At 50.3% G+C, this 24,449-nt stretch carries 30 protein-coding genes and 1 other annotated feature; of the genes, 20 read left to right on the top strand and 10 right to left on the bottom strand.

Translation table 11 applies throughout. From position 1 onward, the window contains the following. The first annotated feature begins 126 nt into the window (after positions 1–126). On the top strand, positions 127–339 hold the full coding sequence (fumD, locus tag CWM66_RS02380) for a fumarate hydratase FumD (protein WP_035886110.1): 213 nt from the start codon (positions 127–129) through the stop codon (positions 337–339). A 560-nt stretch (positions 340–899) separates the two neighbouring features. On the opposite strand, the gene CWM66_RS02375 is transcribed toward fumD, so the two are convergent. Further along, on the bottom strand, positions 900–2,042 hold the full coding sequence (locus tag CWM66_RS02375) for a glycosyltransferase family 9 protein (protein WP_007374643.1): 1,143 nt from the start codon (positions 2,040–2,042) through the stop codon (positions 900–902). A gap of 534 nt (positions 2,043–2,576) precedes the next feature. Between CWM66_RS02375 and thrS the strand changes: the two genes are divergently transcribed. The 14 genes from thrS to selO all read left to right on the top strand — a co-directional run bounded on the left by thrS (position 2,577) and on the right by selO (position 15,144). Continuing rightward, positions 2,577–4,505: a threonine--tRNA ligase gene (gene thrS, locus CWM66_RS02365; RefSeq protein WP_007374644.1), complete on the top strand. Its 1,929-nt coding sequence runs from the start codon at positions 2,577–2,579 to the stop codon at positions 4,503–4,505. Positions 4,506–4,508: 3 nt separating this feature from the next. Then, positions 4,509–5,051: a translation initiation factor IF-3 gene (infC, locus tag CWM66_RS02360; RefSeq protein WP_071532057.1), complete on the top strand. Its 543-nt coding sequence runs from the start codon at positions 4,509–4,511 to the stop codon at positions 5,049–5,051. A gap of 92 nt (positions 5,052–5,143) precedes the next feature. Then, complete coding sequence (gene rpmI / locus CWM66_RS02355; RefSeq protein ID WP_001124225.1) at positions 5,144–5,341, top strand: 50S ribosomal protein L35; 198 nt, start codon at positions 5,144–5,146, stop codon at positions 5,339–5,341. A 50-nt stretch (positions 5,342–5,391) separates the two neighbouring features. Continuing rightward, positions 5,392–5,748, top strand: coding sequence for a 50S ribosomal protein L20 (gene rplT, locus CWM66_RS02350; RefSeq protein WP_007374646.1), 357 nt, complete (start codon positions 5,392–5,394; stop codon positions 5,746–5,748). 119 nt (positions 5,749–5,867) lie between these two features. After that, positions 5,868–5,991: a sequence feature (Phe leader region), on the top strand. Next, positions 5,873–5,917, top strand: coding sequence for a pheST operon leader peptide PheM (gene pheM / locus CWM66_RS02345; protein ID WP_001386830.1), 45 nt, complete (start codon positions 5,873–5,875; stop codon positions 5,915–5,917). Its footprint overlaps the feature before it by 45 nt. Before the next feature lie 40 nt (positions 5,992–6,031). Continuing rightward, positions 6,032–7,015 (top strand): phenylalanine--tRNA ligase subunit alpha, encoded by a 984-nt coding sequence (gene pheS / locus CWM66_RS02340; protein ID WP_007374647.1) that lies wholly within the window; start codon positions 6,032–6,034, stop codon positions 7,013–7,015. Between the two features lie 14 nt (positions 7,016–7,029). Next, complete coding sequence (pheT, locus tag CWM66_RS02335) at positions 7,030–9,417, top strand: phenylalanine--tRNA ligase subunit beta (RefSeq protein WP_107146211.1); 2,388 nt, start codon at positions 7,030–7,032, stop codon at positions 9,415–9,417. 4 nt (positions 9,418–9,421) lie between these two features. Further along, entirely contained in the window at positions 9,422–9,721 is a 300-nt protein-coding gene (gene ihfA, locus CWM66_RS02330; RefSeq protein WP_006820203.1) for an integration host factor subunit alpha, read from the top strand. Positions 9,722–9,820: 99 nt separating this feature from the next. Continuing rightward, positions 9,821–10,807, top strand: a complete 987-nt coding sequence (btuC, locus tag CWM66_RS02325) for a vitamin B12 ABC transporter permease BtuC (protein WP_035886105.1) — start codon at positions 9,821–9,823, stop codon at positions 10,805–10,807. A gap of 28 nt (positions 10,808–10,835) precedes the next feature. Continuing rightward, positions 10,836–11,387 (top strand): glutathione peroxidase, encoded by a 552-nt coding sequence (locus tag CWM66_RS02320; RefSeq protein WP_107146210.1) that lies wholly within the window; start codon positions 10,836–10,838, stop codon positions 11,385–11,387. After that, on the top strand, positions 11,387–12,136 hold the full coding sequence (gene btuD / locus CWM66_RS02315) for a vitamin B12 ABC transporter ATP-binding protein BtuD (RefSeq protein WP_035886102.1): 750 nt from the start codon (positions 11,387–11,389) through the stop codon (positions 12,134–12,136). The genes CWM66_RS02320 and btuD overlap by 1 nt, the downstream gene beginning before the upstream one ends. Before the next feature lie 78 nt (positions 12,137–12,214). Next, positions 12,215–12,679, top strand: coding sequence for a C40 family peptidase (locus CWM66_RS02310; RefSeq protein WP_007374652.1), 465 nt, complete (start codon positions 12,215–12,217; stop codon positions 12,677–12,679). A gap of 247 nt (positions 12,680–12,926) precedes the next feature. Continuing rightward, positions 12,927–13,640, top strand: a complete 714-nt coding sequence (locus CWM66_RS02305) for an EAL domain-containing protein (RefSeq protein WP_007374653.1) — start codon at positions 12,927–12,929, stop codon at positions 13,638–13,640. A 61-nt stretch (positions 13,641–13,701) separates the two neighbouring features. Then, a complete protein-coding gene (selO, locus tag CWM66_RS02300) occupies positions 13,702–15,144 on the top strand; it encodes a protein adenylyltransferase SelO (protein WP_107146209.1) in 1,443 nt (480 codons plus the stop codon). Positions 15,145–15,150: 6 nt separating this feature from the next. Here the strand turns inward: selO and hemP are convergent, their stop codons facing one another. Together hemP and aroH are read right to left on the bottom strand one after the other, a co-directional pair. Then, positions 15,151–15,342, bottom strand: a complete 192-nt coding sequence (gene hemP, locus CWM66_RS02295) for a hemin uptake protein HemP (protein ID WP_007374655.1) — start codon at positions 15,340–15,342, stop codon at positions 15,151–15,153. A 146-nt stretch (positions 15,343–15,488) separates the two neighbouring features. Then, positions 15,489–16,535, bottom strand: coding sequence for a 3-deoxy-7-phosphoheptulonate synthase AroH (gene aroH, locus CWM66_RS02290; protein ID WP_007374656.1), 1,047 nt, complete (start codon positions 16,533–16,535; stop codon positions 15,489–15,491). 608 nt (positions 16,536–17,143) lie between these two features. Here aroH and CWM66_RS02285 point away from each other — a divergent pair. Continuing rightward, entirely contained in the window at positions 17,144–17,371 is a 228-nt protein-coding gene (locus CWM66_RS02285; protein WP_007374657.1) for a hypothetical protein, read from the top strand. 307 nt (positions 17,372–17,678) lie between these two features. Beyond that, positions 17,679–17,987, top strand: coding sequence for a hypothetical protein (locus CWM66_RS02280; RefSeq protein ID WP_007374658.1), 309 nt, complete (start codon positions 17,679–17,681; stop codon positions 17,985–17,987). Positions 17,988–18,149: 162 nt separating this feature from the next. Here CWM66_RS02280 and CWM66_RS02275 read toward each other — a convergent pair whose 3' ends face one another. Next, positions 18,150–18,983 (bottom strand): pyruvate, water dikinase regulatory protein, encoded by an 834-nt coding sequence (locus tag CWM66_RS02275; RefSeq protein ID WP_035886099.1) that lies wholly within the window; start codon positions 18,981–18,983, stop codon positions 18,150–18,152. A 330-nt stretch (positions 18,984–19,313) separates the two neighbouring features. Here CWM66_RS02275 and ppsA point away from each other — a divergent pair, with 330 nt between their 5' ends. After that, on the top strand, positions 19,314–21,692 hold the full coding sequence (gene ppsA / locus CWM66_RS02270; protein ID WP_007374661.1) for a phosphoenolpyruvate synthase: 2,379 nt from the start codon (positions 19,314–19,316) through the stop codon (positions 21,690–21,692). A 157-nt stretch (positions 21,693–21,849) separates the two neighbouring features. On the opposite strand, the gene CWM66_RS02265 is transcribed toward ppsA, so the two are convergent. Both CWM66_RS02265 and CWM66_RS02260 read right to left on the bottom strand, forming a co-directional pair. Then, entirely contained in the window at positions 21,850–22,104 is a 255-nt protein-coding gene (locus tag CWM66_RS02265; RefSeq protein ID WP_007374662.1) for a pyocin activator PrtN family protein, read from the bottom strand. A 94-nt stretch (positions 22,105–22,198) separates the two neighbouring features. Continuing rightward, a complete protein-coding gene (locus tag CWM66_RS02260; RefSeq protein WP_107146208.1) occupies positions 22,199–22,462 on the bottom strand; it encodes a DUF4060 family protein in 264 nt (87 codons plus the stop codon). A gap of 223 nt (positions 22,463–22,685) precedes the next feature. Here CWM66_RS02260 and CWM66_RS29200 point away from each other — a divergent pair, with 223 nt between their 5' ends. Further along, the gene (locus tag CWM66_RS29200; RefSeq protein WP_233218351.1) at positions 22,686–23,129 is read left to right on the top strand and encodes a replication protein P; all 444 of its coding nucleotides are present in this window, start codon (positions 22,686–22,688) and stop codon (positions 23,127–23,129) included. A 70-nt stretch (positions 23,130–23,199) separates the two neighbouring features. Next, positions 23,200–23,508 carry a hypothetical protein gene (locus tag CWM66_RS02250; protein WP_107146207.1) on the top strand — a complete coding sequence of 103 codons (309 nt, stop codon included), beginning with the start codon at positions 23,200–23,202 and terminating at the stop codon, positions 23,506–23,508. Between the two features lie 159 nt (positions 23,509–23,667). On the opposite strand, the gene CWM66_RS28855 is transcribed toward CWM66_RS02250, so the two are convergent. Genes CWM66_RS28855 through CWM66_RS29475 form a run of 4 tightly spaced genes read right to left on the bottom strand, consistent with a single transcriptional unit; the run spans position 23,668 to position 24,378 of the window. Further along, positions 23,668–23,814 (bottom strand): hypothetical protein, encoded by a 147-nt coding sequence (locus CWM66_RS28855; protein ID WP_158262935.1) that lies wholly within the window; start codon positions 23,812–23,814, stop codon positions 23,668–23,670. A 20-nt stretch (positions 23,815–23,834) separates the two neighbouring features. After that, positions 23,835–23,975 (bottom strand): hypothetical protein, encoded by a 141-nt coding sequence (locus CWM66_RS28850; RefSeq protein ID WP_158262934.1) that lies wholly within the window; start codon positions 23,973–23,975, stop codon positions 23,835–23,837. A 10-nt stretch (positions 23,976–23,985) separates the two neighbouring features. Further along, positions 23,986–24,108, bottom strand: coding sequence for a hypothetical protein (locus CWM66_RS29410; RefSeq protein WP_255416434.1), 123 nt, complete (start codon positions 24,106–24,108; stop codon positions 23,986–23,988). Continuing rightward, a complete protein-coding gene (locus tag CWM66_RS29475) occupies positions 24,109–24,378 on the bottom strand; it encodes a DUF6338 family protein (protein WP_369878853.1) in 270 nt (89 codons plus the stop codon). Between the last annotated feature and the right edge of the window lie 71 nt (positions 24,379–24,449).

Below are 24,449 nucleotides of genomic sequence, written 5' to 3'. Positions count from 1 at the left end.
CAGTTTAATATATGTGCATCCGATTGAAAGTGAAGGAAGTTGTCTGCAGGAGGTTACAAAGGGAGTGTTTATCCCTATCCTGATACCGATTAAGCCAGGCAAAAAACCACAACAACCGGAGGAACAATGGGGAATTCCAAAGATGAGGCATTATACGAGGAGATGTGCCGGGTGGTGGGGAAGGTAGTGCTCGAGATGCGCGATCTGGGACAGGAGCCAAAGCATGTTGTCATTGCTGGCGTGGTCAGAACGATGCTGGCAAATAAGCGAGTTACGCGTTCTGCATTAACGCAGGAAGCAATGGAAACAGTGATTCGCGCGTTGGGGTATCAATCCTGATAAATAATGAAGAAAGGCACGCTTGCGCGTGCCTTTTGTGAGTGCGAGTTTGTCCTTCAAAGCAGCCTGGCGCCGTCAGCGCCGCTTTTTATGACGACCCGGTAAGCTTCTTGCTGATTTCATGCTGCGGTGCTTATAAAACGAAAAAATAATGATCGCAAGGAGCGCGATAATGATAACGGGATAAACGATTGCCATGCTTTATCATTGAGTTAGATGTTAATGGGAAGCCAACTAGACTGCCAGTGGTACTGTTGTGTCAAGGTGGCCACTAAAAATCAGATTAAACGCATGCTATGCGATTAATTTTGAAACATTTTTTCACAATAACAATCATCACTGCCGGTTATGGATATCCTGTTTTCAGACGTGCGGAGCTGCCACGCTGGAGTGAATAAAAAGCACTCACTTGCTGTTATATCCCGGAAATTCCATTTTGTACGTTTTTTTCTGCGGCAGGCCGAAAACGTGGTGGGAGGTTGCCGCTGATGTGAAGGTATCGGGAGCTAACTTACTGAATTGCCAGTTGCTGTGAACTGACAACTCACGTAGGAAATGCGTTATCTCAATCGGGCGGGATCAATTTCCGCCATGATTAAACTGGCGATATCCTGCTTTTGATGCACCTTTCCACATTTGATGATGATCTGCCTTGCGTTTTCGTATCCCGGCGCCCAAAGCTGATTGTTGAGCCGTACATCTTTGTAGATAGCAATGAGCGGTTTCTGCCAGGCTGCCGCCATATGCACGATCGAAGTATCGGGCGAGATAATCAGATCGGCTTGCGCAATAAGAGCCATTGCATGATGCAGGGTTTTAAAGGGATTTATGACGACTTTGTCGGGGAGTGGCAGGTGGATCTCTTTACGGTGATCGAGCAAAATAATATTTACCGCAGGATACGCGATCTGCAACTGTTCAATAATTACTGCAAGCTGAGTCTGGGATAAGCAGCGATCCTCATTACCGGCAAAGATATTAATGATAATCTTACGGCCTTCGATGGCTGCCAGAAATTGTTGTGTCTCAGCATAAATATCCTGTGGGATATGCAGGTCATAAGTTTCCAGTTGTTTTTTATCTAACTGCATGCAGTCAGCGATGCAGGAAAAGGTTTTGCTGACATGCAAGTTTGCGCAATCAAAATCAAAGGATTTTGTATAATGGTTAATAGAGGGCCATTTGTTAAATCCTAATACTGCTTTGGCATTTATTTGCCTTAATAACAACAACCGATGTACCGGAATATCAAAAAGGGAGGGGTCGATAACAATATCGTATTTATTACTGGCTAACTCAGTAATCACAGAACGGGGGACATTATGGGTGAATTTTTTGAGGTAGCTGGCAGAAGTGACATCCTCTGCCTCGTAAATATGGCGAATGCGGGGATTATAGCGCATTACCTGGCTGTTTGATTTTGTCAGCAGAAAATCAACGATATATCCTGACTCGTGCAGACATTTAACCAGTGCGGAATCGACGACGACATCGCCGATTGCTCCTTCGTTGCGCATCAACAGAACTTTTCTCGCTGAGATTAAATTCAGTTCGCTTCGGGCAGGACTGTCCCATAGCATTTTTGCAATATAAATGCGTAACAGCATACGTATTTTTTTTATAAGATAATTACGCCGTCTGTTGAGTGCTCTTAGTTTTTTAAATTTGCCGACAGGCATTTCTATTGCTGTGTGTTGCATCATGATTACTCTTTTCCTTATTCACAATAAACACTCCCGTCATTTGTTCTAATGAGATCACAAGACGGTAAAAATGATTCAGTCAGGTTTGTTAGTTATTACAGTAAAACGATGAATATTTTTTCGCTTGATTTCATCATGTGAAATTGAGGATATGATGGATGAAATGTGAATTCGTTATATTTTTTGCGGTAGCGCATATAAAACGGCTGAGTGGTATAATTGTCCGTATTATGGGAACGTCATTGACGGCGAATTTATTGTTGTTATCGCGCCATGATGACGTGACTGGCATGATCCCTGCGATGTACGCCAGGAATATGATTCTGTTCACGCTTTTATGTCGCCGCGATGCCGTGTACTATTGTGGGGCGTTATCAACAGGTGGGGATGGGCACAGCCAGGCTTTCGTACATTCTGGTGTGCACAGTTTGCAGAGTGAAGCAAATAAACATTCTTAACGTGCTGATATAAATACATTATTTAATTTTGTATGTGCTCTTTCGTGTGGGGCACCACTGCAAATAAGGAAATGAAATGCCTGTAATTACTCTTCCTGATGGCAGCCAACGCCATTACGACCACGCCGTAAGCCCTATGGATGTTGCGCTGGATATCGGTCCGGGACTGGCGAAAGCCTGTATCGCTGGGCGCGTTAATGGCGAACTGGTTGATGCTTCTGATGTAATCAACAGTGACGCCAACCTCGCCATCATCACCGCTAAAGATGACGATGGTCTGGAAATTATCCGTCACTCCTGTGCGCACCTGTTAGGCCATGCGATCAAGCAATTGTGGCCGAATACCAAAATGGCGATTGGCCCGGTTATTGATAACGGCTTCTATTATGACGTTGATCTTGACCACACCCTGACCCAGGAAGACATCGACGCGCTTGAAAAGCGTATGCATGAGCTCGCCGAAACCAACTACGACGTCATCAAGAAAAAAGTGAGCTGGCAGGAAGCGCGCGAGACCTTTGTCAAACGCGGCGAAAACTATAAAGTCTCCATCCTTGATGAAAACATTGCGCATGATGACAAGCCGGGCTTGTATCATCACCAGGAATACATCGACATGTGCCGCGGTCCGCACGTGCCGAACATGCGTTTCTGTCATCACTTCAAACTGATGAAAACAGCAGGGGCTTACTGGCGCGGCGACAGCAACAACAAGATGTTGCAGCGTATCTACGGCACCGCGTGGGCAGATAAAAAAGCGCTGAATGCCTATCTGCAACGCCTGGAAGAAGCGGCAAAACGCGATCACCGTAAAATCGGTAAGCAACTCGACCTGTATCATATGCAGGAAGAGGCTCCGGGTATGGTTTTCTGGCATAACGATGGCTGGACTATCTTCCGTGAACTGGAAACATTTGTTCGCTCTAAGCTGAAAGAGTACCAGTATCAGGAAGTGAAAGGCCCGTTCATGATGGACCGTGTGCTGTGGGAAAAAACCGGCCACTGGGACAACTACAAAGATGCGATGTTTACGACGTCTTCCGAGAACCGTGAATACTGCATCAAGCCGATGAACTGCCCGGGTCACGTACAGATTTTCAACCAGGGCTTAAAATCCTACCGCGATCTGCCGCTGCGTATGGCTGAGTTCGGTAGCTGCCATCGCAATGAACCATCAGGCGCGCTGCATGGTTTGATGCGCGTACGTGGCTTCACTCAGGATGACGCCCATATCTTCTGTACGGAAGAACAGGTGCGTGATGAAGTGAACGCATGTATTCGTTTAGTCTACGATATGTACAGCACCTTCGGTTTTGAGAAAATCGTCGTCAAACTCTCTACTCGTCCGGAAAAACGTATCGGTAGCGATGAGATGTGGGATCGTGCTGAGGCGGATTTGGCAGTTGCGCTGGAAGAGAACAATATCCCGTTTGAATTCCAACTGGGTGAAGGCGCATTCTACGGTCCGAAAATTGAATTTACCTTATATGACTGCCTCGATCGTGCATGGCAGTGCGGTACAGTACAGCTTGATTTCTCCCTGCCGGCTCGTCTGAACGCCTCTTATGTAGGCGAAAGCAACGAACGTCAGGTTCCGGTGATGATTCACCGCGCGATTCTTGGTTCTCTGGAGCGCTTTATCGGCATCCTGACTGAAGAGTTCGCTGGCTTCTTCCCGACCTGGCTGGCGCCGGTGCAGGTAGTGGTCATGAATATCACCGATTCACAGTCTGAATACGTTAACGAATTGACGCGTAAACTGCAAAATGCGGGCATTCGTGTAAAAGCAGACTTGAGAAACGAGAAGATAGGCTTTAAAATCCGCGAGCACACTTTACGTCGCGTCCCTTATATGCTGGTTTGCGGTGACAAAGAGGTTGAGGCCGGCAAAGTTGCCGTGCGTACCCGCCGTGGTAAAGACCTGGGGAGCCTGGACGTAAATGATGTTATCGAGCAGCTGCAGCAAGAGATTCGCAGCCGCAGTCTTCAACAATTGGAGGAATAAAGTATTAAAGGCGGAAAACGAGTTCAAACGGCGCGTCCCAATCGTATCAATGGCGAAATTCGCGCCCTGGAAGTTCGCTTAACAGGTCTGGAAGGCGAGCAGCTTGGTATTGTGAGTCTGAGAGAAGCTCTGGAAAAAGCTGAAGAAGCCGGGGTTGATTTAGTTGAAATTAGCCCTAACGCCGAGCCGCCCGTTTGCCGTATAATGGATTACGGCAAGTTCCTCTATGAAAAGAGCAAATCTTCTAAGGAACAGAAGAAGAAGCAAAAAGTTATTCAGGTTAAGGAAATTAAATTCCGACCTGGTACAGATGAAGGCGACTATCAGGTAAAACTCCGCAGCCTGATTCGCTTTCTCGAAGAGGGCGATAAGGCCAAGATCACACTGCGTTTCCGTGGTCGTGAAATGGCCCACCAACAGATCGGTATGGAAGTGCTTAATCGCGTGAAAGACGATCTGAATGAGCTGGCAGTTGTCGAATCCTTCCCAACGAAGATCGAAGGCCGCCAGATGATTATGGTGCTTGCTCCGAAGAAGAAACAGTAAGGCCATCAAGTAATTAAACCTGTGGGCCACAGGCTCACGGGTTTAGTTCGCCTTTGTTTCGTTTATTAACAATGCGAAGTGGAAGTTAAAAAATGCCAAAAATTAAGACCGTACGCGGTGCTGCTAAGCGCTTCAAAAAAACCGGTAAAGGTGGTTTTAAGCACAAGCACGCTAACCTGCGTCATATTCTGACCAAAAAAGCTACTAAGCGTAAACGTCACCTGCGCCCGAAAGCCATGGTTTCCAAAGGCGATCTGGGTCTGGTAATCGCGTGCCTGCCGTACGCATAAGTCGTTAACCTTTTAACTTTTTTTAAGAATATAGATACAGGAGAGAGCATATGGCTCGCGTAAAACGTGGTGTGATTGCACGTGCACGTCATAAGAAAATTTTGAAACAAGCTAAAGGTTACTACGGCGCGCGTTCACGCGTTTACCGTGTTGCCTTCCAGGCTGTTATCAAAGCTGGTCAGTACGCTTATCGTGACCGTCGTCAGAAAAAGCGTCAGTTCCGTCAACTGTGGATTGCACGTATCAACGCAGCAGCACGTCAGAACGGTATCTCTTACAGCAAATTCATCAATGGCCTGAAAAAAGCCTCTGTTGAAATCGACCGTAAGATCCTGGCTGACATCGCCGTATTCGACAAAGTGGCATTCTCTGCACTGGTTGAAAAAGCGAAAGCAGCTCTGGCATAAGCCAGTTTAAGAGAGGGAGCCTGGCTCCCTCTTTTGCTTTAACATTATCAATACATTGACATTTTGCAGTGATGTGTTTTCAATAGCCCATCGCCGCCACTTACCCTGTTAAGGTAACGCAAGCATGAATGCTGCTATTTTCCGCTTCTTTTTTTACTTTAGCACCTGAATCCGGGAGGCTAGCGCGTGAAAGAAGAAACGGAAAACAGCGCCAGAAAGCCTCCCTGTGGAGGCTTTTTTTGTATCTGCCGTTTGTAAATATCGTCATATAACGAGGAAAACCATGTCACATCTCGCAGAGCTGGTTGCCAGTGCGAAGGCAGCCATTAACGATGCTTCAGATGTCGCCGCTCTGGACAACGTCCGCGTCGAATACCTGGGCAAAAAAGGGCACCTGACCCTTCAGATGACCACCCTGCGTGAGCTGCCGCCAGAAGAGCGCCCGGCTGCCGGGGCAGTGATCAATGAAGCAAAAGAGCAGGTTCAGCAAGCGCTGAATGCCCGTAAATCGGATCTGGAAAATGCTGCGCTGAATGCGCGTCTGGCTGCCGAAACCATCGATGTCTCCCTGCCGGGTCGTCGCGTGGAGAATGGGGGATTGCACCCGGTAACCCGTACGATCGATCGTATCGAGAGTTTCTTCGGGGAGCTCGGCTTTACCGTCGCCACCGGCCCGGAAATTGAAGACGATTATCATAACTTTGACGCGCTGAATATTCCGGGTCATCACCCGGCACGTGCGGATCACGATACTTTCTGGTTTGACGCGACGCGTTTGCTGCGTACCCAGACCTCTGGTGTGCAGATTCGTACCATGGAAAATCAGCAGCCGCCAATCCGTATCATCGCCCCCGGACGCGTTTACCGTAACGACTACGACCAAACGCATACCCCAATGTTCCATCAGATGGAAGGGCTGATCGTGGATAAAAACATCAGCTTTACTAACCTGAAAGGCACACTGCATGACTTCCTGCGTAACTTCTTTGAAGAAGATCTGCAGATTCGTTTCCGCCCGTCTTACTTCCCGTTCACTGAGCCGTCTGCAGAAGTCGATGTAATGGGTAAAAACGGCAAATGGCTGGAAGTGCTGGGCTGCGGCATGGTGCATCCAAACGTACTGCGTAATGTTGGAATCGATCCGGAAGTTTACTCCGGCTTCGCATTTGGCATGGGGATGGAGCGTCTGACCATGCTGCGTTATGGCGTTACCGATTTGCGCGCATTCTTCGAAAACGATCTGCGTTTCCTCAAACAGTTTAAATAAAGGCAGGCAAAACAATGAAATTCAGTGAACTGTGGTTACGCGAATGGGTCAATCCAGCCATTGACAGTGAAGCGCTGTCAGGGCAAATCACCATGGCTGGCCTGGAAGTGGACGGCGTGGAGGCGGTTGCCGGGGCGTTTCATGGTGTTGTGGTTGGCGAAGTGATGGAGTGCGCCCAGCACCCGAACGCTGACAAACTGCGCGTGACGAAAGTAAATGTTGGCGGCGATCGCCTGCTGGACATCGTCTGTGGCGCGCCGAACTGCCGTCTGGGCCTGAAAGTCGCCGTAGCGACAGTGGGTGCGGTACTGCCTGGTGACTTCAAAATCAAGGCGGCAAAACTCCGCGGCGAACCGTCGGAAGGCATGCTGTGCTCCTTCTCCGAGCTCGGTATTTCTGACGATCACAACGGCATTATCGAACTGCCGGCAGATGCGCCGATCGGCACCGATATCCGTGAATACCTGAAGCTTGATGATAATACCATTGAGATCAGCGTCACGCCGAACCGTGCGGATTGCTTAGGGATCATTGGTGTTGCGCGCGATGTGGCGGTACTGAACCAGTCTCCGCTGACGGCGCCGGAAATTTCGCCGGTCGCCGCGACAATTACCGACACGTTGCCGATCACAGTGGAAGCCGCCGATGCCTGCCCGCGCTACCTCGGACGAGTAGTGAAGGGCATCAATGTTAAAGCGCCAACTCCGCTGTGGATGAAAGAGAAGCTGCGTCGCTGCGGTATTCGTTCAATTGATGCGGTTGTGGACGTAACCAACTATGTTCTGTTGGAACTGGGTCAGCCGATGCACGCGTTTGACCGCGATCGCCTGGAGGGCGGCATCGTGGTGCGCATGGCAAAAGAGGGCGAAACCCTGGTGCTGCTGGACGGCAGCGAAGCGAAACTGAACGCGGACACGCTGGTTATTGCTGACCATAACAAAGCGCTGGCGATGGGCGGTATCTTTGGCGGCGAACACTCTGGCGTGAACAGCGAAACCCAGAACGTACTGCTGGAATGCGCTTTCTTCAATCCGCTTTCTATTACTGGTCGTGCACGCCGTCATGGTCTGCACACTGATGCTTCACATCGTTATGAGCGCGGTGTCGACCCACAATTGCAGTACAAAGCCATGGAGCGCGCAACTCGCCTGTTGCTGGATATCTGCGGCGGCGAAGCGGGTCCAATCATTGATGTCACGAATGAAGCTAAGCTGCCGAAACGTGCGACCATTCGTCTGCGCCGGAGCAAACTGGATCGCCTGATTGGTCATCATATTGCCGATGAGCAGGTCAGTGATATCCTCAAGCGCCTTGGTTGCGAAGTCACTGAAGGCCAGGACGAATGGCTGGCCGTTGCGCCGAGCTGGCGTTTCGATATGGAAATCGAAGAAGATCTAGTGGAAGAAGTGGCGCGTATTTACGGCTACAACAACATTCCGGATGCGCCGGTTCAGGCCGGTCTGGTCATGGGCGAACACCGTGAAGCGGATCTGTCGCTGAAGCGTGTGAAAACCATGCTCAACGACAAAGGCTACCAGGAAGTGATCACCTACAGTTTCGTTGATCCGAAATTGCAGCAATTGATCCATCCGGGCGAAGAAGCGTTGATCCTGCCAAGCCCGATCTCCAGCGAAATGTCGGCAATGCGTCTGTCACTGTGGACTGGTTTGTTGGGCACTATCGTTTATAACCAGAACCGCCAGCAGAGCCGCGTGCGTATTTTTGAAACGGGTCTGCGCTTTGTCCCTGATACCCAGGCAAATCTTGGTATTCGTCAGGATGTCATGCTGGCGGGCGCCATTTGCGGCAACCGTTATGAAGAACATTGGGATCTGGCAAAAGGCAGCGTGGATTTCTTCGACCTGAAAGGCGATCTGGAATCTATTCTGGAGCTGACTGGCAAATTATCCGCCATTGAATTTCGCGCAGAAACGAATCCGGCGCTCCATCCGGGACAATCTGCGGCGATTTATCTGAAAGATAAACGTATTGGTTTTATTGGTGTTGTGCACCCTGAACTGGAACGTAAGCTCGATCTGAACGGCCGCACTTTGGTGTTTGAACTGGAGTGGAATGCGCTTGCAGACCGCGTGGTTCCTCAGGCTCAGGAGATTTCACGCTTCCCGTCGAACCGTCGTGATATCGCTGTTGTTGTGGCTGAAAATGTGCCCGCAGCAGATGTTTTGGCCGAGTGTAAGAAAGTTGGCGTAAATCAGGTAGTTGGCGTAAACTTATTTGACGTGTACCGCGGTAAGGGCGTAGCGGAGGGGTATAAGAGCCTTGCCATTAGCCTGATCCTTCAGGATACCAGCCGTACACTCGAAGAAGAGGAGATTGCCGCTACCGTTGCCAGATGTGTAGAGGCATTAAAAGAGCGATTCCAGGCATCATTGAGGGATTGAACCTATGGCGCTTACAAAAGCTGAAATGTCAGAATATCTGTTTGATAAGCTCGGGCTTAGCAAGCGGGACGCAAAAGAGCTGGTAGAGCTGTTTTTCGAAGAGATCCGTCGTGCTCTGGAAAACGGTGAGCAGGTAAAACTCTCCGGCTTTGGCAATTTCGATTTGCGCGACAAAAATCAACGTCCGGGGCGTAACCCGAAAACGGGCGAAGATATTCCCATTACAGCCCGGCGCGTGGTGACCTTCAGACCCGGCCAGAAGTTGAAGAGCCGTGTTGAAAACGCTTCGCCCAAAGCTGAATGATATGAACTAACTAAAAAGGCCGCACTGCGGCCTTTTTTCTTTTCAGCGCCCGGCATCAATCATAAAATCAGCCACCTGACTGACGGTAAAACGGTTAACATGCTGGCATACGCTCATCTTCAACAGCAACGAAATCGCCGCTGGCTTGGCGGATTATTGCTGCTTTTATTATTCTCTGTGTTTATTAGCCTCTGTGCGGGCGAGCAATGGATCGCGCCAGGCGGCTGGTTTACTCCTGATGGTCAGCTCTTTGTCTGGCAAATTCGTCTTCCCCGTACGCTGGCGGTAGTGCTGGTGGGTGCCGCGCTGGCGCTCTGCGGCGCAGTGATGCAGGCGCTTTTTGAAAATCCGCTCGCGGAGCCGGGATTGTTGGGGGTCTCCAGTGGCGCGGGCGTCGGGTTGATTGCCGCTGTACTGCTGGGCGGCGGTATGTTGCCAGGCTGGGCGCTGGGTGTGTGCGCCATCGCCGGAGCGCTGATCGTGACGCTTATTCTGCTACGCTTCGCCCGGCGTCATCTCACCACCAGCCGTCTGCTGCTTGCTGGCGTAGCGCTTGGCATTATTTGTACAGCGTTAATGACGTGGGCGGTTTACTTTTCTACCTCATTCGATTTACGCCAGCTTATGTACTGGATGATGGGCGGTTTTGGCGGGGTCGACTGGCAACAAAGCTGGCTGATGGTGGCGTTGCTACCAGCGATGATCTGGGTCTGTTTTCAATCAAAACCGCTGAACGTTCTGGCGCTGGGTGAGATATCCGCCCGGCAGTTGGGGCTGCCGCTATGGCTGTGGCGAAATTTGCTGGTGGTGGCAACGGGCTGGATGGTAGGCGTCAGCGTTGCGCTGGCGGGAGCTATTGGCTTTATTGGTCTGGTGATCCCGCATATTTTACGTCTCTGCGGGCTGACCGATCACCGGGTGCTGCTTCCTGGTTGCGCGCTGGCGGGGGCGGTGGCGCTGTTGTTCGCTGATATTGTTGCACGGCTGACGCTCAGTGCCGCTGAGTTACCCATCGGCGTCGTCACGGCGACGCTGGGTGCGCCGGTGTTTATCTGGTTATTATTAAAGGTCGGGCGTGAAGCCTGAAATCCATAACATCAACAAAGGGTACGCTATGCAACAGGATATTCTGAATACCGAAGTCACGACCATTGATGGTGAGCAGACCACGCTGGAAACTTATCGCGGTAATGTATTACTCATCGTCAATGTGGCATCTAAATGCGGCCTGACGCCGCAGTATGAGCAACTGGAAAACCTGCAAAAAACGCTCGCCGGTGAGGGCTTCACGGTGCTGGGATTCCCCTGCAACCAGTTCCTTGGCCAGGAGCCGGGTTCGGAAGAGGAGATCAAAACTTTTTGCAGCACGACTTACGGCGTGACGTTCCCGATGTTCAGCAAAATTGAAGTGAATGGTGACGCGCGTCATCCGCTGTATAAAAAGTTGATCGCTGCCGCGCCGTCTGCTGTTGCGCCGGAAGGCAGCGGTTTCTATGCGCGTATGGAGAGGAAAGGCCGTGCGCCGAAAGAGCCGGGTGATATTTTGTGGAATTTCGAAAAATTCCTCATTGGCCGCGATGGTACGGTGATTCAGCGTTTCTCACCGGATATGACTCCGGAAGATCCGGCTTTGCAACAGGCCGTTAAACAGGCTTTGACGAAATAATGTCAGCGCTGTTGCAACTGCAAAATGTGGGAGAATCGGGCAGGCTGGGGCCGATTACGGCATCGGTTGAGCGGGCGGCGATTCTGCATCTGGTCGGACCAAATGGTGCCGGGAAAAGCACGCTACTTTCCCGGCTTGCTGGTCTATCTGGCGGGCAGGGCGAGGTGTTGTTGAACAACCGTCCGCTGGAACAATGGCCCGCCCTGGCGCTGGCGCAGCATCGCGCTTACCTTGCCCAGCAGCAGACGCCGCCTTTTGCTATGCCAGTCTGGCACTATTTGCTGTTGCATCAGCGCGACACAGCGCAAACCCACAGTCTGGGGAAAATTGCCGCTAAGCTTGGGCTGGGTGACAAGCTTAGCCGTAGAGTCAATCAACTTTCTGGCGGTGAATGGCAGCGAGTGAGGCTGGCCGCAGTGATTTTACAGATCCACCCGGAGGTGAATCCCTCCGGGCAGTTGCTGTTGCTGGATGAGCCAATGAATAGCCTTGATGTAGCGCAACAGACTGCGCTGGACAAGCTTATAGCGGAGCTGGTGAGCGGTGGCGTGACCGTAGTGATGAGTAGCCACGACCTCAACCATACGTTGCGCCATGCACAGCAGGTGTGGTTGCTGAGCGCCGGGCGGCTACTGGGTAGCGGCAAACAAGAAGAGGTGCTGACGCCTGCTCATCTGGCGGAAGCTTACGGTATGGCTTTTCGTCGTTTCGACGTAGACGGGCATCGTGTGCTGATCCCGGCGACGTGACGAAAAGGTGACTTGCCACGCAACTGATTCACACGGTAGATTATTCCGATAAAAATAAAGTACGAGGCGAGATCCAGAATGCGTATCTGGTTTCTTCTGGCGGCGGCACTGTTCCTTGCAGGATGTAGTTCTCATCGCGCTCCGCCACCTAACCCAAGATTGTCGGATTCGATCACGGTGATCGCGGGTCTGAACGATCAACTGAGCGAGTGGCGAGGTACACCGTATCGCTACGGCGGTATGACGCGTTCAGGCGTCGATTGTTCCGGGTTTGTGATGATGACTTTCCGCGACAAATTTGCGCTTCAACTACCGCGCGAAACACGTCAGCAGGCTGAGATCGGCACGAAAATCGACAAAGATGATCTATTGCCTGGCGATCTGGTGTTCTTCAAAACCGGTTCCGGCGAAAGCGGGCTGCATGTTGGAATTTATGATACTGACAATGAATTTATTCATGCGTCTACCAGCCGCGGCGTGATGCGTTCTTCATTGGATAACGTCTATTGGCGGAAAAATTTCTGGCAGGCGCGGCGCATTTAAGCGCTGCGCAGTCGTGGCAAAAATTTGTTAAACCAGGATGTTTCCACTAATTATCTTTTAGAATATTAATTATCATAAGTGGACATTGAATCTGGCGAAAAGACTATTAGTGAGCAACCTAATAAAGGAGAAGCCAAATATAAAATGGGATAAAAATGGAGTTAACCTCACTAAAATCATTAAGCCTGGAATTCATCTACTTGTGTTTAGCCATTCCGGATATCACCCTTAACGCGGGACTGGCACAATGATCATTTTGCTTGATGATACATATCACCCGGAGCTTTTATTACAGCCAGCGAGAAAAAGTAACGGAATGCTTCAGGGGCTGGAAGTTATCGTTAACTTTGTGGGGAAAGACAGTAATGTCCGCGCCCCGGCAGAGCTGGTTTCCCCGCGCCTGCAGGCTGATGAAATGCTGCAACTTTTTAAGGAGCAACTGGCGCTAATAGAGGCCTGTCAGCTCTTTTTATTACAACATCAATTAATTGCCTGGATTAATATTTCCCCGGCTATTGTTGAAGCCTTACTTACCGACGAGACGCTGGCTGCCAGCGTGGCTAAATTCCCTTTTCTGGAATTTACTATAAATGAGAATTTCCTCAATTTAAATAAAGGAAAAGAGGATCCTTCTCTGTCTCTATTGGCGAAACAATATCCGCTGGTACTGGCTAATTTTGGTGTCGGAACGGCATCGACTAAAGCCATTTTTGACGGGTTATTTAAACGTGTCGCATTAGATAAAAATTTTGTTCAGCAACGATTAGCATCTCCTTCGTTTGAACCTTTTATGCGGGCGATCGTTTCGCAGATAAGTCCCTATTGTCAGTCAATGATGATTGCGGGCATTGATGACGAATCTGCCCTGAAGCGGGCGGAACCTTTTCACTTCAGCGCAATGCAAGGGGCACTATGGCCACCAGTCAACGCTGCGCAGATCACATCGCTGATCCACTCATAGCCCTGCTTTTCGCCGGTGTTTAAACCTGGTGGTTGGCACTACACTAAAGGCAGGAGGAACCATGACCCTGTCTTTTACTACCCGCTGGCGTGATGAACTGCCAGAATTTTACACTGCATTATCTCCGACACCGCTGCACAATGCCCGTCTGATCTGGCACAACGCGCCACTGGCGCAGGAGCTGGGCGTGGAGGATGCGCTTTTTCATCCCGAATCGGGTGCCGGTGTCTGGGGCGGCGAAGCATTGCTGCCGGGCATGTCGCCGCTGGCGCAAGTCTACAGTGGACATCAGTTCGGTGTCTGGGCCGGGCAACTGGGCGACGGTCGCGGGATCTTACTCGGTGAACAACAACTGCCGGATGGCACTACCCGCGACTGGCATCTGAAAGGCGCGGGGCTGACGCCTTATTCGCGCATGGGCGATGGACGCGCAGTTCTGCGTTCAACCATCCGAGAAAGTCTGGCATCAGAGGCGATGCACCATCTTGGCATTCCGACGACCCGCGCGCTGAGCATCGTTACCAGCGATACACCGGTCATGCGTGAAAGCCGCGAGCAGGGGGCCATGCTGATGCGCATCGCTGAAAGCCATCTGCGTTTCGGCCATTTCGAGCATTTTTATTATCGGCGCGAACCGCAAAAAGTGCGCCAGCTGGCCGACTTTGCCATCCGCCACCACTGGCCGCATTTGCAGAATGAATCCGATAAGTACGTGCTGTGGTTCCGCGATATCGTCCGACGCACTGCCACGCTGATTGCCCGCTGGCAGGCGGTCGGTTTTGCGCACGGTGTGATGAATACCGACAACATGTCGATCCTCGGGTTGACCATTGATTACGGCCCCTTCGGTTTCCTCGACGATTATCAGCCGTCATTTATCTGCAATCACTCGGATTACCAAGGGCGTTATAGCTTCGATAATCAACCTGCAGTGGCGTTGTGGAACCTGCAACGTCTGGCGCAGTCGCTGTCGCCGTTTATTGACATTGAGGCGCTGAATAGTGCGCTGGATGATTATCAACATCTGTTGCTGACAGAATATGGCGTGCTGATGCGCGGTAAGCTTGGTTTCCTCACGCAGCAGCAAGGCGATAACCAGCTTCTGACGGAACTGTTTGCGCTGATGGCGCGTGAGGGCAGTGATTATACGCGTACCTTCCGTCTGCTCAGCCAGACGGAGCAGCAGAGCGTCTCTTCGCCGCTGCGCGATGAATTTATCGATCGTGCGGCGTTCGACCGTTGGTTTGCTCAGTACCGGATGCGTCTGCAACAGGAGCAGGTTGACGATGCGCAACGGCAACAGCTGATGTCCGGTGTGAATCCGGCGCTGGTGTTGCGCAACTGGCTGGCACAGCGGGTGATTGATGCTGCTGAGAAAGGCGACGCCAGTGAACTGGCGCAGTTACATGAAGCGCTGCGCCAGCCGTTTCGCGATCGTAACGATGATTATGTCAGCCGCCCACCGGACTGGGGAAAGCGGCTGGAGGTCAGTTGTTCGAGTTAAACCGGTTCATTTCGTCAGAATCAGCTTCCCGGCATGGGTCTGACGCAGCAGATATTGCTGTCCTTTATGCTCAATCACCACCCGGCCTTCTTCGCCCAGTAGCTGTTGACTGTTGATGCGACGATCGGTCGGGCTGATATGGGTGGGTTTTTCCTGCGAAGCGATGAGTGCGGCAGTCGTGCTATCCGTATGCGACATAACTGTTTCAAGGTTGCTTATTATCAACAATGATAATCATTATCAATAATATGCCAGCTGGTAGCAAGGGTGTTCTGTAACATTTCGCGATTTCCCCCTGGATAAAGTAGGGGAAGAGGATCCCGCCGCCTGGCGGCGGGATGCGATCAGAGGCGGGTGGCGACAGCGGCCGCCAGTTTCTCCAGCAGCAATTCACTGTCGTCCCAGCCCAGGCAAGGATCGGTAATGGATTGCCCATAAACCAGCGGCTGGCCGCTGACAATTTTCTGCGTGCCTTCCTGCAGGAAGCTTTCTACCATCACGCCAGCAATGGCGGTCGAACCGTTACGAATCTGCGAACAAACATTGTCGCAGACATCGAGTTGACGTCGATGTTGTTTCTGGCAGTTGCCGTGGCTGAAATCCACCACCAGGTATTCCGGCAGATCAAACTCGCTCAGCGTATCGCACGCATTGGCGATATCTTCGGCGTAATAGTTCGGCGTTTTACCGCCACGCATAATGATATGCCCGTAAGGATTACCGCTGGTTTGATAGATGGTCATCTGCCCGGTTTTATCCGGCGAGAGGAACATATGGCTGGCGCGGGAGGCGCGGATCGCATCGACCGCGATGCGGGTATTGCCATCGGTGCCGTTTTTAAAACCGACCGGGCAAGAGAGCGCTGACGCCATTTCACGGTGGATCTGGCTTTCCGTCGTGCGCGCGCCAATCGCCCCCCAGCTAATCAGATCGGCTATAAATTGCCCTGTTACCATGTCGAGAAATTCAGTCGCCGTTGGCACACCCAGTTCGTTGACCTGGAGCAGCAGCTTGCGCGCCAGTTCAAGACCATGATTAACGCGATAGCTACCATTCAGGTCCGGATCGGAGATCAGTCCTTTCCAGCCAACAACCGTACGCGGTTTTTCAAAATAGGTGCGCATCACGATCTCAAGCTGAGCGTGATGTTTCTCGCGCAGCGTCTGCAAGCGACGCGCGTAATCTACCGCCGCATCAAAATCGTGGATGGAGCAGGGGCCAATAATCACCAGTAAACGGCGATCTTCGCCATTGAGGATTTTTTCTATTCGCCGCCGGGATGCAATAACATGTTCGGCAACATCAGGTTTAACAGGATAACGCTGCGCCAGTTCAGCCGGTGTCACCAGGCTGTCGATGCGCGCAGTGCGAAGTTCATCGGTTTTGTTCATCAAGCGTCTCAAAATTAGGTGCTTCAGCGGCAGGAATGCCGGAAGTGATGCGCACACCATAAACCAATCGCGGCTTATTTCAAGTATGGCCGCGAAGCGCATTACTTCAGTGGCAGATATCATAGCGCAGTATGAATCAGTGTACTAGCTTGTTAGTACAATAATGAGCGTAATACATTTTGAGTGAGCATATTTTGAGCACGCTTTGCTGTGATTTGTCTTCTACAGTGTGATCGCCAGTCGTGTCAGATAGTAATTATTTTCAAACTGAACACTATCTATTATTTCCGCTTTTCGGAATTATTATCGGAAATTTCTTTTCGTACAATATATTTGATAAATGTATCCGCGCTATGCTTACTGTTATAAAATGATTGCTAAATCATGTGGCAAGAAAGAATATTAAATTTCTGTATGATTTTCATTTTAAGTGTTTTTTAGGAAAAATATCTAATTCTATTTCTGGACAATGTATTCATCGCTGGCAGATACTATTAAGTATATTTTATAAAAGAATTTGGAGTTGTCATGTGATAGCTCCAGAAAGCTGAAACCTATTTTTTTTCAGCTGAATATTTAAATATTGTTTCAAGATTAAGGGGAATTTGATGAAACAACTCAGCAATGATGAAATGCAGGCCGTATCCGGTGCAGGTTTGATCTCTCTGGCTGCGGGTATGCTCGGCGAAGGCATTGGTATTGTGATTGATGCGGCCTTTGGCGGGAAAAGTTCTTTCGCAACTGATTTAGGGCGTAACATTGGTAAGGGCATCGGCGTTGTGCTTGAAACCAGCCTGAATCTTTTCACCAGTATTATGAATATTTTCAGAAAGTAAATCATAAATCGCCACGGAAGGTGAGTTGCTGCTAATTTTACTGTGGGGGACTTCCCCACAGTAAAATACAATTATTGATTTATGATTTCTTATCGGCTCATTAATATTACGAAGTGTCCATATTTTCTTATCGACCATCCGTGATGTAATACGTCCAAAAATGCACTTATCATTATTGTTGGCGATTTTGGGTGATGCATAAACAATAAAGAGTATCATTGGTCATTGGAAATTATTTTATTGATTTCAAAATGGTATTCTTATTTGTTTTATGTATAAATGAACAATTAATATTAAGGATAATGAAATGAAAGAACTTACAACTCATGAAATGCAATATGCTTCAGGTGGAATTCTTTTCTCCGTAGCGGGTGCTATGCTGGGGGGCGGTATTGGTAAGTTGATTGATATGATGCTTCCAGGTGAAGATCATTATTCGTTTGGAGACACCGGCCTGTCGATGGGATTGTTAGGCGGCATCGCGGCTGATGCGATTGGCGTGGTGGGTACGCTCGGCGCTATTGGTGTGGTCGGTGCTGTAGGGGTTGGTGTAGCAGGTGCTGGCGTGGTTGGTGCAGGGCTGTTGTGCCTCTCTCCACTTCTGTTATTCATCTAATAGCAACCTATTAACTGCAATGATCTCGCATTGTTGATATGTGTATAAGTGACATCTCTCTTGATATGTCACTTATTTTTAAATATCCGCAAACATCGCTTTTCGTCGTTATGCCGCCTGTTCTCCGGGCAATCCGCAGCCAGAAAACTGGTGCAGCCACGCTTAGTACATGCGGCGGTTCAGTCCCATGATGTCGAGCATTTTGGTCGCAATCTCTTCAACTGAGTAGTTGGTACTGTTAAGACAGGGAATCTGATTTTTGCGATAAAGCGCTTCCACTTCCGCTACTTCCATGCGGCACTGTCGCAAAGAAGCGTACCGGCTGTTCTCCCGCCGCTCTTCACGAATTGCTGCAAGGCGTTCAGGGTTAATGGTCAGACCAAATAATTTATGCTGCAACGGTTTTAACGCAGCCGGAAGTACAAGGTTATCCATATCATCGGCAATAAAGGGATAATTCGCTGCGCGAATACCGAATTGCATCGCAAGATAGAGGCTGGTTGGGGTTTTTCCACAGCGCGATACCCCCAGTAAAATGACCTGAGCCTGATCGAGGTTGCGCAACGAAATACCGTCATCATGTGCCAGTGTGTAATCAATTGCGGCAATACGCGCATCATATTTAGTTAAATTACCCGGATTAAGCCCATGCGTGCGATGCGCAATCGGGGTAGGATCGAGCTTTAATTCCTGCTGTAATGGGGCAACCAGCGCCTGAACAATGTCCTGACAAAATCCTTCGCTTTGCAAAATAATAGAGCGAATTTCGGGGATCACAATGGAATAAAAAACCAATGGACGGTTGCCCGTTTGCTGATAGATAGCATCAATCTGATCTTTGACGGCGCGGGCGCGGCTCTCGTTTTCCACGAAAGGCAGGGTAATGCTGCTGACGGCGACCGGAAATTGTGACATCACCGCATGGCCCAATACTTCAGCGGTGATAGCGGTTCCATCAGAAATATAAAACACGTGGCGATCAACAGAACTGTCCATTTAACCCATCCTGACTTTCATACGTAATTCTCTGAAAGCATAAATTAAAATCTTCATTGTGCGTATCTCCTTTTTCTCATTTTTAAAATGAAATGGTGTTTTTATTTTTTATGAACTACAGGGTTCACTTTTTTTGATGGCGTATGAAAAATAAGGATATTCTAAAAAGAGATATTCTCGGCGCGTGATTAATTGATGGGAATCTGTCCGAAAAACCATAATCTGGAATTGCTTACACGATTCACCGTTTTTTCCGGCGAATTAATTATGCCAGGATTAATACGCAGTCTGAGATTTTACCCATTCATATATCACAAAAGGATTGTTTCGATGTCCAACAATGGCTCGTCTCCGCTGGTGCTTTGGTATGACCAACTCGGCATGAATGATGTAGACAGAGTTGGGGGCAAAAATGCCTCCCTTGGTGAAATGATTACTAACCTGTCAGGCGTGGGAGTTTCCGTGCCGAATGGGTTCGCGACCACCGCCGATGCGTTTAACCAGTTCCTTGAACAGAGCGGCTTAAATCAACGTATTTATGCGCTGCTGGATAACACGGATATTGACGATGTCTCTGAGCTGGCGAAAGCCGGCGCACAGATCCGCCAGTGGATTGTCGATACGCCTTTCCCGCCGGAGCTGGAGAAAGCGGTTCATGATGCGTATGCAAAACTGTCGGAGGATGACGCGCAGGCCTCGTTTGCCGTACGCTCCTCGGCGACGGCGGAGGATATGCCGGACGCTTCTTTCGCCGGTCAGCAAGAAACATTCCTCAATGTTCAGGGTTATGACGCCGTGCTGGTGGCTGTTAAACACGTGTTTGCTTCGCTGTTTAACGACCGCGCTATCTCTTACCGCGTGCATCAGGGTTATGACCACCGCGGCGTGGCGCTCTCAGCGGGCGTGCAGCGTATGGTGCGCTCGGACATCGGCGCTTCCGGCGTGATGTTCTCTATTGACACCGAATCCGGCTTCGACCAGGTGGTATTTATCACCTCTGCGTGGGGGCTGGGCGAGATGGTGGTGCAGGGCGCGGTCAACCCCGATGAATTCTACGTGCATAAACCGACGCTGGCGGCTGGTCGTCCGGCGATTGTGCGCCGCACGATGGGCTCGAAAAAGATCCGCATGATTTATGCGCCCACGCAGGAACACGGTAAACAGGTACAGATTGAAGATGTGCCGCAGGCCGATCGCGATCGCTTCTCGCTGAGCGATGCCGATGTGCAGGCGCTGGCCAAACAGGCGGTACAAATCGAAAAACACTATGGTCGTCCGATGGATATTGAATGGGCGAAAGACGGCCATACCGGCAAGTTGTTTATCGTGCAGGCGCGTCCGGAAACGGTGCGCTCCCGTGGACAGGTGATGGAACGCTATACGCTGCATGCGCAAGGGCGAATCATCTCTGAAGGCCGCGCTATCGGTCATCGCATCGGCGCAGGTACGGTTAAAGTGATCCACGACATCAGCGAAATGAACCTGATTGAAGCGGGCGATGTGCTGGTCACCGATATGACCGACCCGGACTGGGAACCGATCATGAAGAAGGCGGCTGCGATTGTCACCAACCGTGGTGGTCGAACCTGCCATGCGGCGATTATCGCCCGTGAACTGGGGATCCCGGCGGTGGTAGGTTGCGGTGATGCGACCGAACGTATCAAAACCGGTGAAAAAGTAACTGTCTCCTGTGCCGAAGGCGACACGGGTTATGTGTATGCCGATCTGCTCGATTTCAGCGTGAAAAGCTCCAGCGTCGATACCATGCCGGATCTGCCGCTGAAGATCATGATGAACGTCGGTAACCCGGATCGCGCCTTTGATTTCGCCTGTTTGCCGAATGAAGGTGTCGGGCTGGCGCGCCTGGAATTTATCATTAACCGCATGATTGGCGTTCACCCGCGCGCGCTGCTGGAGTTTGATGATCAGGAAGCGAAGCTGCAAAGCGAAATTCGCGAGATGATGAAAGGTTTTGACTCGCCGGTTGAGTTTTACGTCGGTCGTCTGACGGAAGGGATTGCCACGCTGGGCGCGGCGTTCTGGCCGAAGCGCGTGATTGTGCGTTTGTCGGATTTTAAATCGAACGAATACGCCAATCTGGTCGGCGGCGAGCGTTATGAACCGGAAGAAGAGAACCCGATGCTCGGTTTCCGTGGGGCGGGTCGTTATGTAGCCGACAGCTTCCGCGACTGCTTTGCGCTCGAATGCGAAGCGGTAAAACGCGTGCGCAACGAGATGGGGCTGACAAACGTTGAGATCATGATCCCGTTCGTTCGTACCGTGGAGCAGGCGAAAGCCGTGGTTGATGAACTGGCGCGCCAGGGACTGAAACGCGGTGAGAACGGGCTGAAGATCATTATGATGTGCGAAATTCCGTCCAACGCACTGCTGGCGGAGCAGTTCCTTGAGCACTTTGATGGTTTCTCGATTGGTTCCAACGATATGACGCAGCTTACGCTGGGCCTCGATCGCGACTCCGGCGTCGTTTCCGAACTGTTCGATGAACGCAATGAGGCGGTGAAAGCCCTGCTGTCGATGGCGATTCGCGCGGCGAAAAAACATGGCAAATACGTCGGTATCTGTGGCCAGGGGCCTTCGGATCACGAAGATTTCGCCGCATGGTTGATGGATGAAGGCATCGACAGTTTGTCGCTGAATCCGGACACCGTGGTGCAGACATGGCTCTCGCTTGCCGAACTGAAAAAATAACGCACTGAAGGAAATCCCCGGCACAATGTCGGGGTTTATTATATATTTATCATTGCCTTATGTTCGAATGGGGTGCTTATGGGGTGCCGGGCTGTGGTAAAATATAAAGAAATAATATCAAACAATACGAAAAAGCCGGGCTAAGCCCGGCATGTCACTAACTGTTCATTTGTTTAAAAAGTTCTCTTCCTGCCGCCCTCTGTTTCTCTATGTAATCGGCGAGATCCTGAATATGAATCATCCTCGGCGCTTTCTGGCTTTCGCCAGCCCGGAACGTTGGGATAGGCAATTGCCCCAAAGCAGCTTTTTTATCAGCGGTCGCTGACTTCATGCCAAAGTATTTTTCGCATACATCGGCAAGAGGTATTGATGCTGTTTCAAATTCAGCCAGTAATAAAAAAATCGTATTCATACCCACCTCACACCATACTCAGGCCACGGCAGTGGCACCATGTCTATAACCACTTCCCGGAAGTAGTGGCCCTCGTTGTCTTTTGTCCTGATTTTCATACTTCTTCCCGCTCTGAATTTATTCCACGGCTTAGAAGTGAGCGTATACGGCGCCTTCCTGTCAGTGCCGTCGCAACATAGCTTGCCGGGCGGTTGACCACTTCAACGGTGATTTTCACGCCTTCAACCATAACCGTGTAAGTCGTCGTTTTGTCATGGCGCCCGTACGGGCCAAATTTCTCGACATGCGATGCCAGAGCCGCGTCGCATGCCTGTCGCGCCAGCGGTGAATTTTTGCTGCTTCGGTTAATCAGCTTCATGCGCACGCTCCGGATCAAATTTGTCCCAGCAGTTGATTTCGATGTTGCGCTTTAGCCGCCGTGCCCGTACCTGGCTTGCCGGAAATTCAGGACGAACAGTCGCAAGGGGAGAAGCTCAAAGCGCTTGCCGGTTTGTTCAATGGCCTGTTCCGCGAACTGTGTGCGAGATTTTCCCGTATCTGTCGAACAAACCCCAGGAAGACCTCGACGAAATGCGCCGCCAGTGGCTACAGTCAATGGGATTTGGACTAGCGCGCAAATCGACGCAGGGCTGCGCGTGGCGCGCCAGCAGGAAAAAAACTTTGTTCCGTCGTCTGGCCAGTTCGTCGCCTGGTGCCGCGCGCAAGAGTGTGTTGCTGTTGGGCTGCCAGAACAGGCGGAGCTGATGGAGCTTTTTTATCGCTACTGCCGCACGCGCGGGAGCTATCCGGATGCAGAATCATTTCCGTGGCCGGGGAAAATCGACGGCAAGAACACCAGAAAATCATCCGCGAATTACTGGATCGTGACCACGCTGTACCAGCAGATGAGCGCCAGTGGTCTGAGTGATGCCGAGGTACGTCGCAAAGCAGGTGAAGAACTGGCAGCTATGGCGTTGCGCATTCGTCGCGGCGAAGAGATCCCGGAGCCGAAAAACAGCTTCCGAAGCTGGGCGGCAAGCCGCTGACGCAGGCGCAACAGCTCGCAAAAATTCGCGAAATTCAGGAAAGGCATGGTTTTAAGGGGAGGGCGTGACGATGGCAAATACCCTCAAGCCAAAACAAAAAGCCATTGTGGAATTTATTGAGGCTATCGGGCTGGCGACGCCGCGCCAAAGCGGCACGCAGCTTTCTTTTGGCATCCGCGAAGCAATTGATCTGCGGATGGCGGGCATCGTGAAAAACATCGGCAAGCCACGTCATCCGGAATACCGCTTGTACAGCGCTGGCGCGCAAAGGTTAAATCACCTGAATGTCCGGCGGAAACATAGCCGATGGCGTACGTTTGTCGCGAAAACTGGAGGGCTATCAGATACACAAAATTTTCGGATCGGAGCGAAAGCTTAAGCAAAACACTCAAAGCCCGGTGCATTCGACGCTGGGAAATTCGCTTCCGTGATATATGCGACTCGAAATTGTGGATGTTCGATTGATGATCTGTTTAGATGTTCAACATATTGTTTAATGCTAAATCTAATTAGCCCCTCTTGTGAGGGGCCATATTAATCAAGGTTTTTTGGGCGGAGGAGTCGGTTTTACAACTTGGCTGACGGGTTGATATCCCTTCTCAACGGGTTGGGATTTCGGCTGATAACCGTATTGACCATCCCTTGGTTGGTTGCCATCTTGTTTGGTATTTTTTTGGTCGGTCATTTTTCATCCTTTAATTTTGTTCACGGCTTCTTAGGGGGCGGCGCTGGTTGATCTGTTTGTTTTAACGGCTTATACCCACTATTTACGCTATTACGATGTTGTTGATCTCTTTTTGATGGCTGATAACCATCTTGTGCAATACCTCTTTTTTCTTCGGTCACGGGACCTCCTTTAGGGGGTTGCTGTAGGAATGTGGTATTTGAAAAACTCAATATTTTCAATGTCTTTTGATAATATTAGAACACCCATAGTCTCTTCTCGTGGCTTTTCCAAACCACCATCAGAATTAATCACTCATTTTTCCTCAAGGTATAGTTGTTCAGGGTTTGGTGCACTTGATGAAAATGAGTTCTCAGCATATTTTCCACCGATTTTAGTTCCATCCTTTAATGTAACAATGACCCAAGCCGGCTCTTTTAAACCAAAAAAATAATCCCATGCGCGCCCTTTTGGATGTGGCAGAAGTCGGCCAAGCCATTTCCATGAACGCATCCAGACAAAGAAAATAGTAAGGGCGATCGGGCTTATAAAAAGTACGATTAAATAAAATACAAAATTGTACAAGAAGTATGAATTGTGGATTTTTCGACGTAATAAATCAGTATAAACCAAATCGCGTAATTAACACAACTATA

This window comes from Kosakonia sp. H7A (assembly GCF_003028445.1).
Lineage (GTDB): Bacteria > Pseudomonadota > Gammaproteobacteria > Enterobacterales > Enterobacteriaceae > Kosakonia > Kosakonia radicincitans.
The sequence above is the reverse complement of the archived record's forward strand: the minus strand, read 5'-3'. Positions and strand labels throughout refer to the sequence as shown.

What these genes read in the sequence shown, in the direction of transcription:
- fumD (WP_035886110.1), top strand. Translation starts at nt 127, where the DNA reads ATGGGGAATTCCAAAGATGAGGCATTATACGAGGAGATGTGCCGGGTG.
- CWM66_RS02375 (WP_007374643.1), bottom strand. Translation starts at nt 2,042, where the DNA reads ATGATGCAACACACAGCAATAGAAATGCCTGTCGGCAAATTTAAAAAA.
- thrS (WP_007374644.1), top strand. Translation starts at nt 2,577, where the DNA reads ATGCCTGTAATTACTCTTCCTGATGGCAGCCAACGCCATTACGACCAC.
- rpmI (WP_001124225.1), top strand. Translation starts at nt 5,144, where the DNA reads ATGCCAAAAATTAAGACCGTACGCGGTGCTGCTAAGCGCTTCAAAAAA.
- rplT (WP_007374646.1), top strand. Translation starts at nt 5,392, where the DNA reads ATGGCTCGCGTAAAACGTGGTGTGATTGCACGTGCACGTCATAAGAAA.
- pheS (WP_007374647.1), top strand. Translation starts at nt 6,032, where the DNA reads ATGTCACATCTCGCAGAGCTGGTTGCCAGTGCGAAGGCAGCCATTAAC.
- pheT (WP_107146211.1), top strand. Translation starts at nt 7,030, where the DNA reads ATGAAATTCAGTGAACTGTGGTTACGCGAATGGGTCAATCCAGCCATT.
- ihfA (WP_006820203.1), top strand. Translation starts at nt 9,422, where the DNA reads ATGGCGCTTACAAAAGCTGAAATGTCAGAATATCTGTTTGATAAGCTC.
- btuC (WP_035886105.1), top strand. Translation starts at nt 9,821, where the DNA reads ATGCTGGCATACGCTCATCTTCAACAGCAACGAAATCGCCGCTGGCTT.
- CWM66_RS02320 (WP_107146210.1), top strand. Translation starts at nt 10,836, where the DNA reads ATGCAACAGGATATTCTGAATACCGAAGTCACGACCATTGATGGTGAG.
- btuD (WP_035886102.1), top strand. Translation starts at nt 11,387, where the DNA reads ATGTCAGCGCTGTTGCAACTGCAAAATGTGGGAGAATCGGGCAGGCTG.
- CWM66_RS02310 (WP_007374652.1), top strand. Translation starts at nt 12,215, where the DNA reads ATGCGTATCTGGTTTCTTCTGGCGGCGGCACTGTTCCTTGCAGGATGT.
- CWM66_RS02305 (WP_007374653.1), top strand. Translation starts at nt 12,927, where the DNA reads ATGATCATTTTGCTTGATGATACATATCACCCGGAGCTTTTATTACAG.
- selO (WP_107146209.1), top strand. Translation starts at nt 13,702, where the DNA reads ATGACCCTGTCTTTTACTACCCGCTGGCGTGATGAACTGCCAGAATTT.
- hemP (WP_007374655.1), bottom strand. Translation starts at nt 15,342, where the DNA reads ATGTCGCATACGGATAGCACGACTGCCGCACTCATCGCTTCGCAGGAA.
- aroH (WP_007374656.1), bottom strand. Translation starts at nt 16,535, where the DNA reads ATGAACAAAACCGATGAACTTCGCACTGCGCGCATCGACAGCCTGGTG.
- CWM66_RS02285 (WP_007374657.1), top strand. Translation starts at nt 17,144, where the DNA reads ATGAAACAACTCAGCAATGATGAAATGCAGGCCGTATCCGGTGCAGGT.
- CWM66_RS02280 (WP_007374658.1), top strand. Translation starts at nt 17,679, where the DNA reads ATGAAAGAACTTACAACTCATGAAATGCAATATGCTTCAGGTGGAATT.
- CWM66_RS02275 (WP_035886099.1), bottom strand. Translation starts at nt 18,983, where the DNA reads ATGGACAGTTCTGTTGATCGCCACGTGTTTTATATTTCTGATGGAACC.
- ppsA (WP_007374661.1), top strand. Translation starts at nt 19,314, where the DNA reads ATGTCCAACAATGGCTCGTCTCCGCTGGTGCTTTGGTATGACCAACTC.
- CWM66_RS02265 (WP_007374662.1), bottom strand. Translation starts at nt 22,104, where the DNA reads ATGAATACGATTTTTTTATTACTGGCTGAATTTGAAACAGCATCAATA.
- CWM66_RS02260 (WP_107146208.1), bottom strand. Translation starts at nt 22,462, where the DNA reads ATGAAGCTGATTAACCGAAGCAGCAAAAATTCACCGCTGGCGCGACAG.
- CWM66_RS02250 (WP_107146207.1), top strand. Translation starts at nt 23,200, where the DNA reads ATGGCAAATACCCTCAAGCCAAAACAAAAAGCCATTGTGGAATTTATT.
- CWM66_RS28855 (WP_158262935.1), bottom strand. Translation starts at nt 23,814, where the DNA reads ATGACCGACCAAAAAAATACCAAACAAGATGGCAACCAACCAAGGGAT.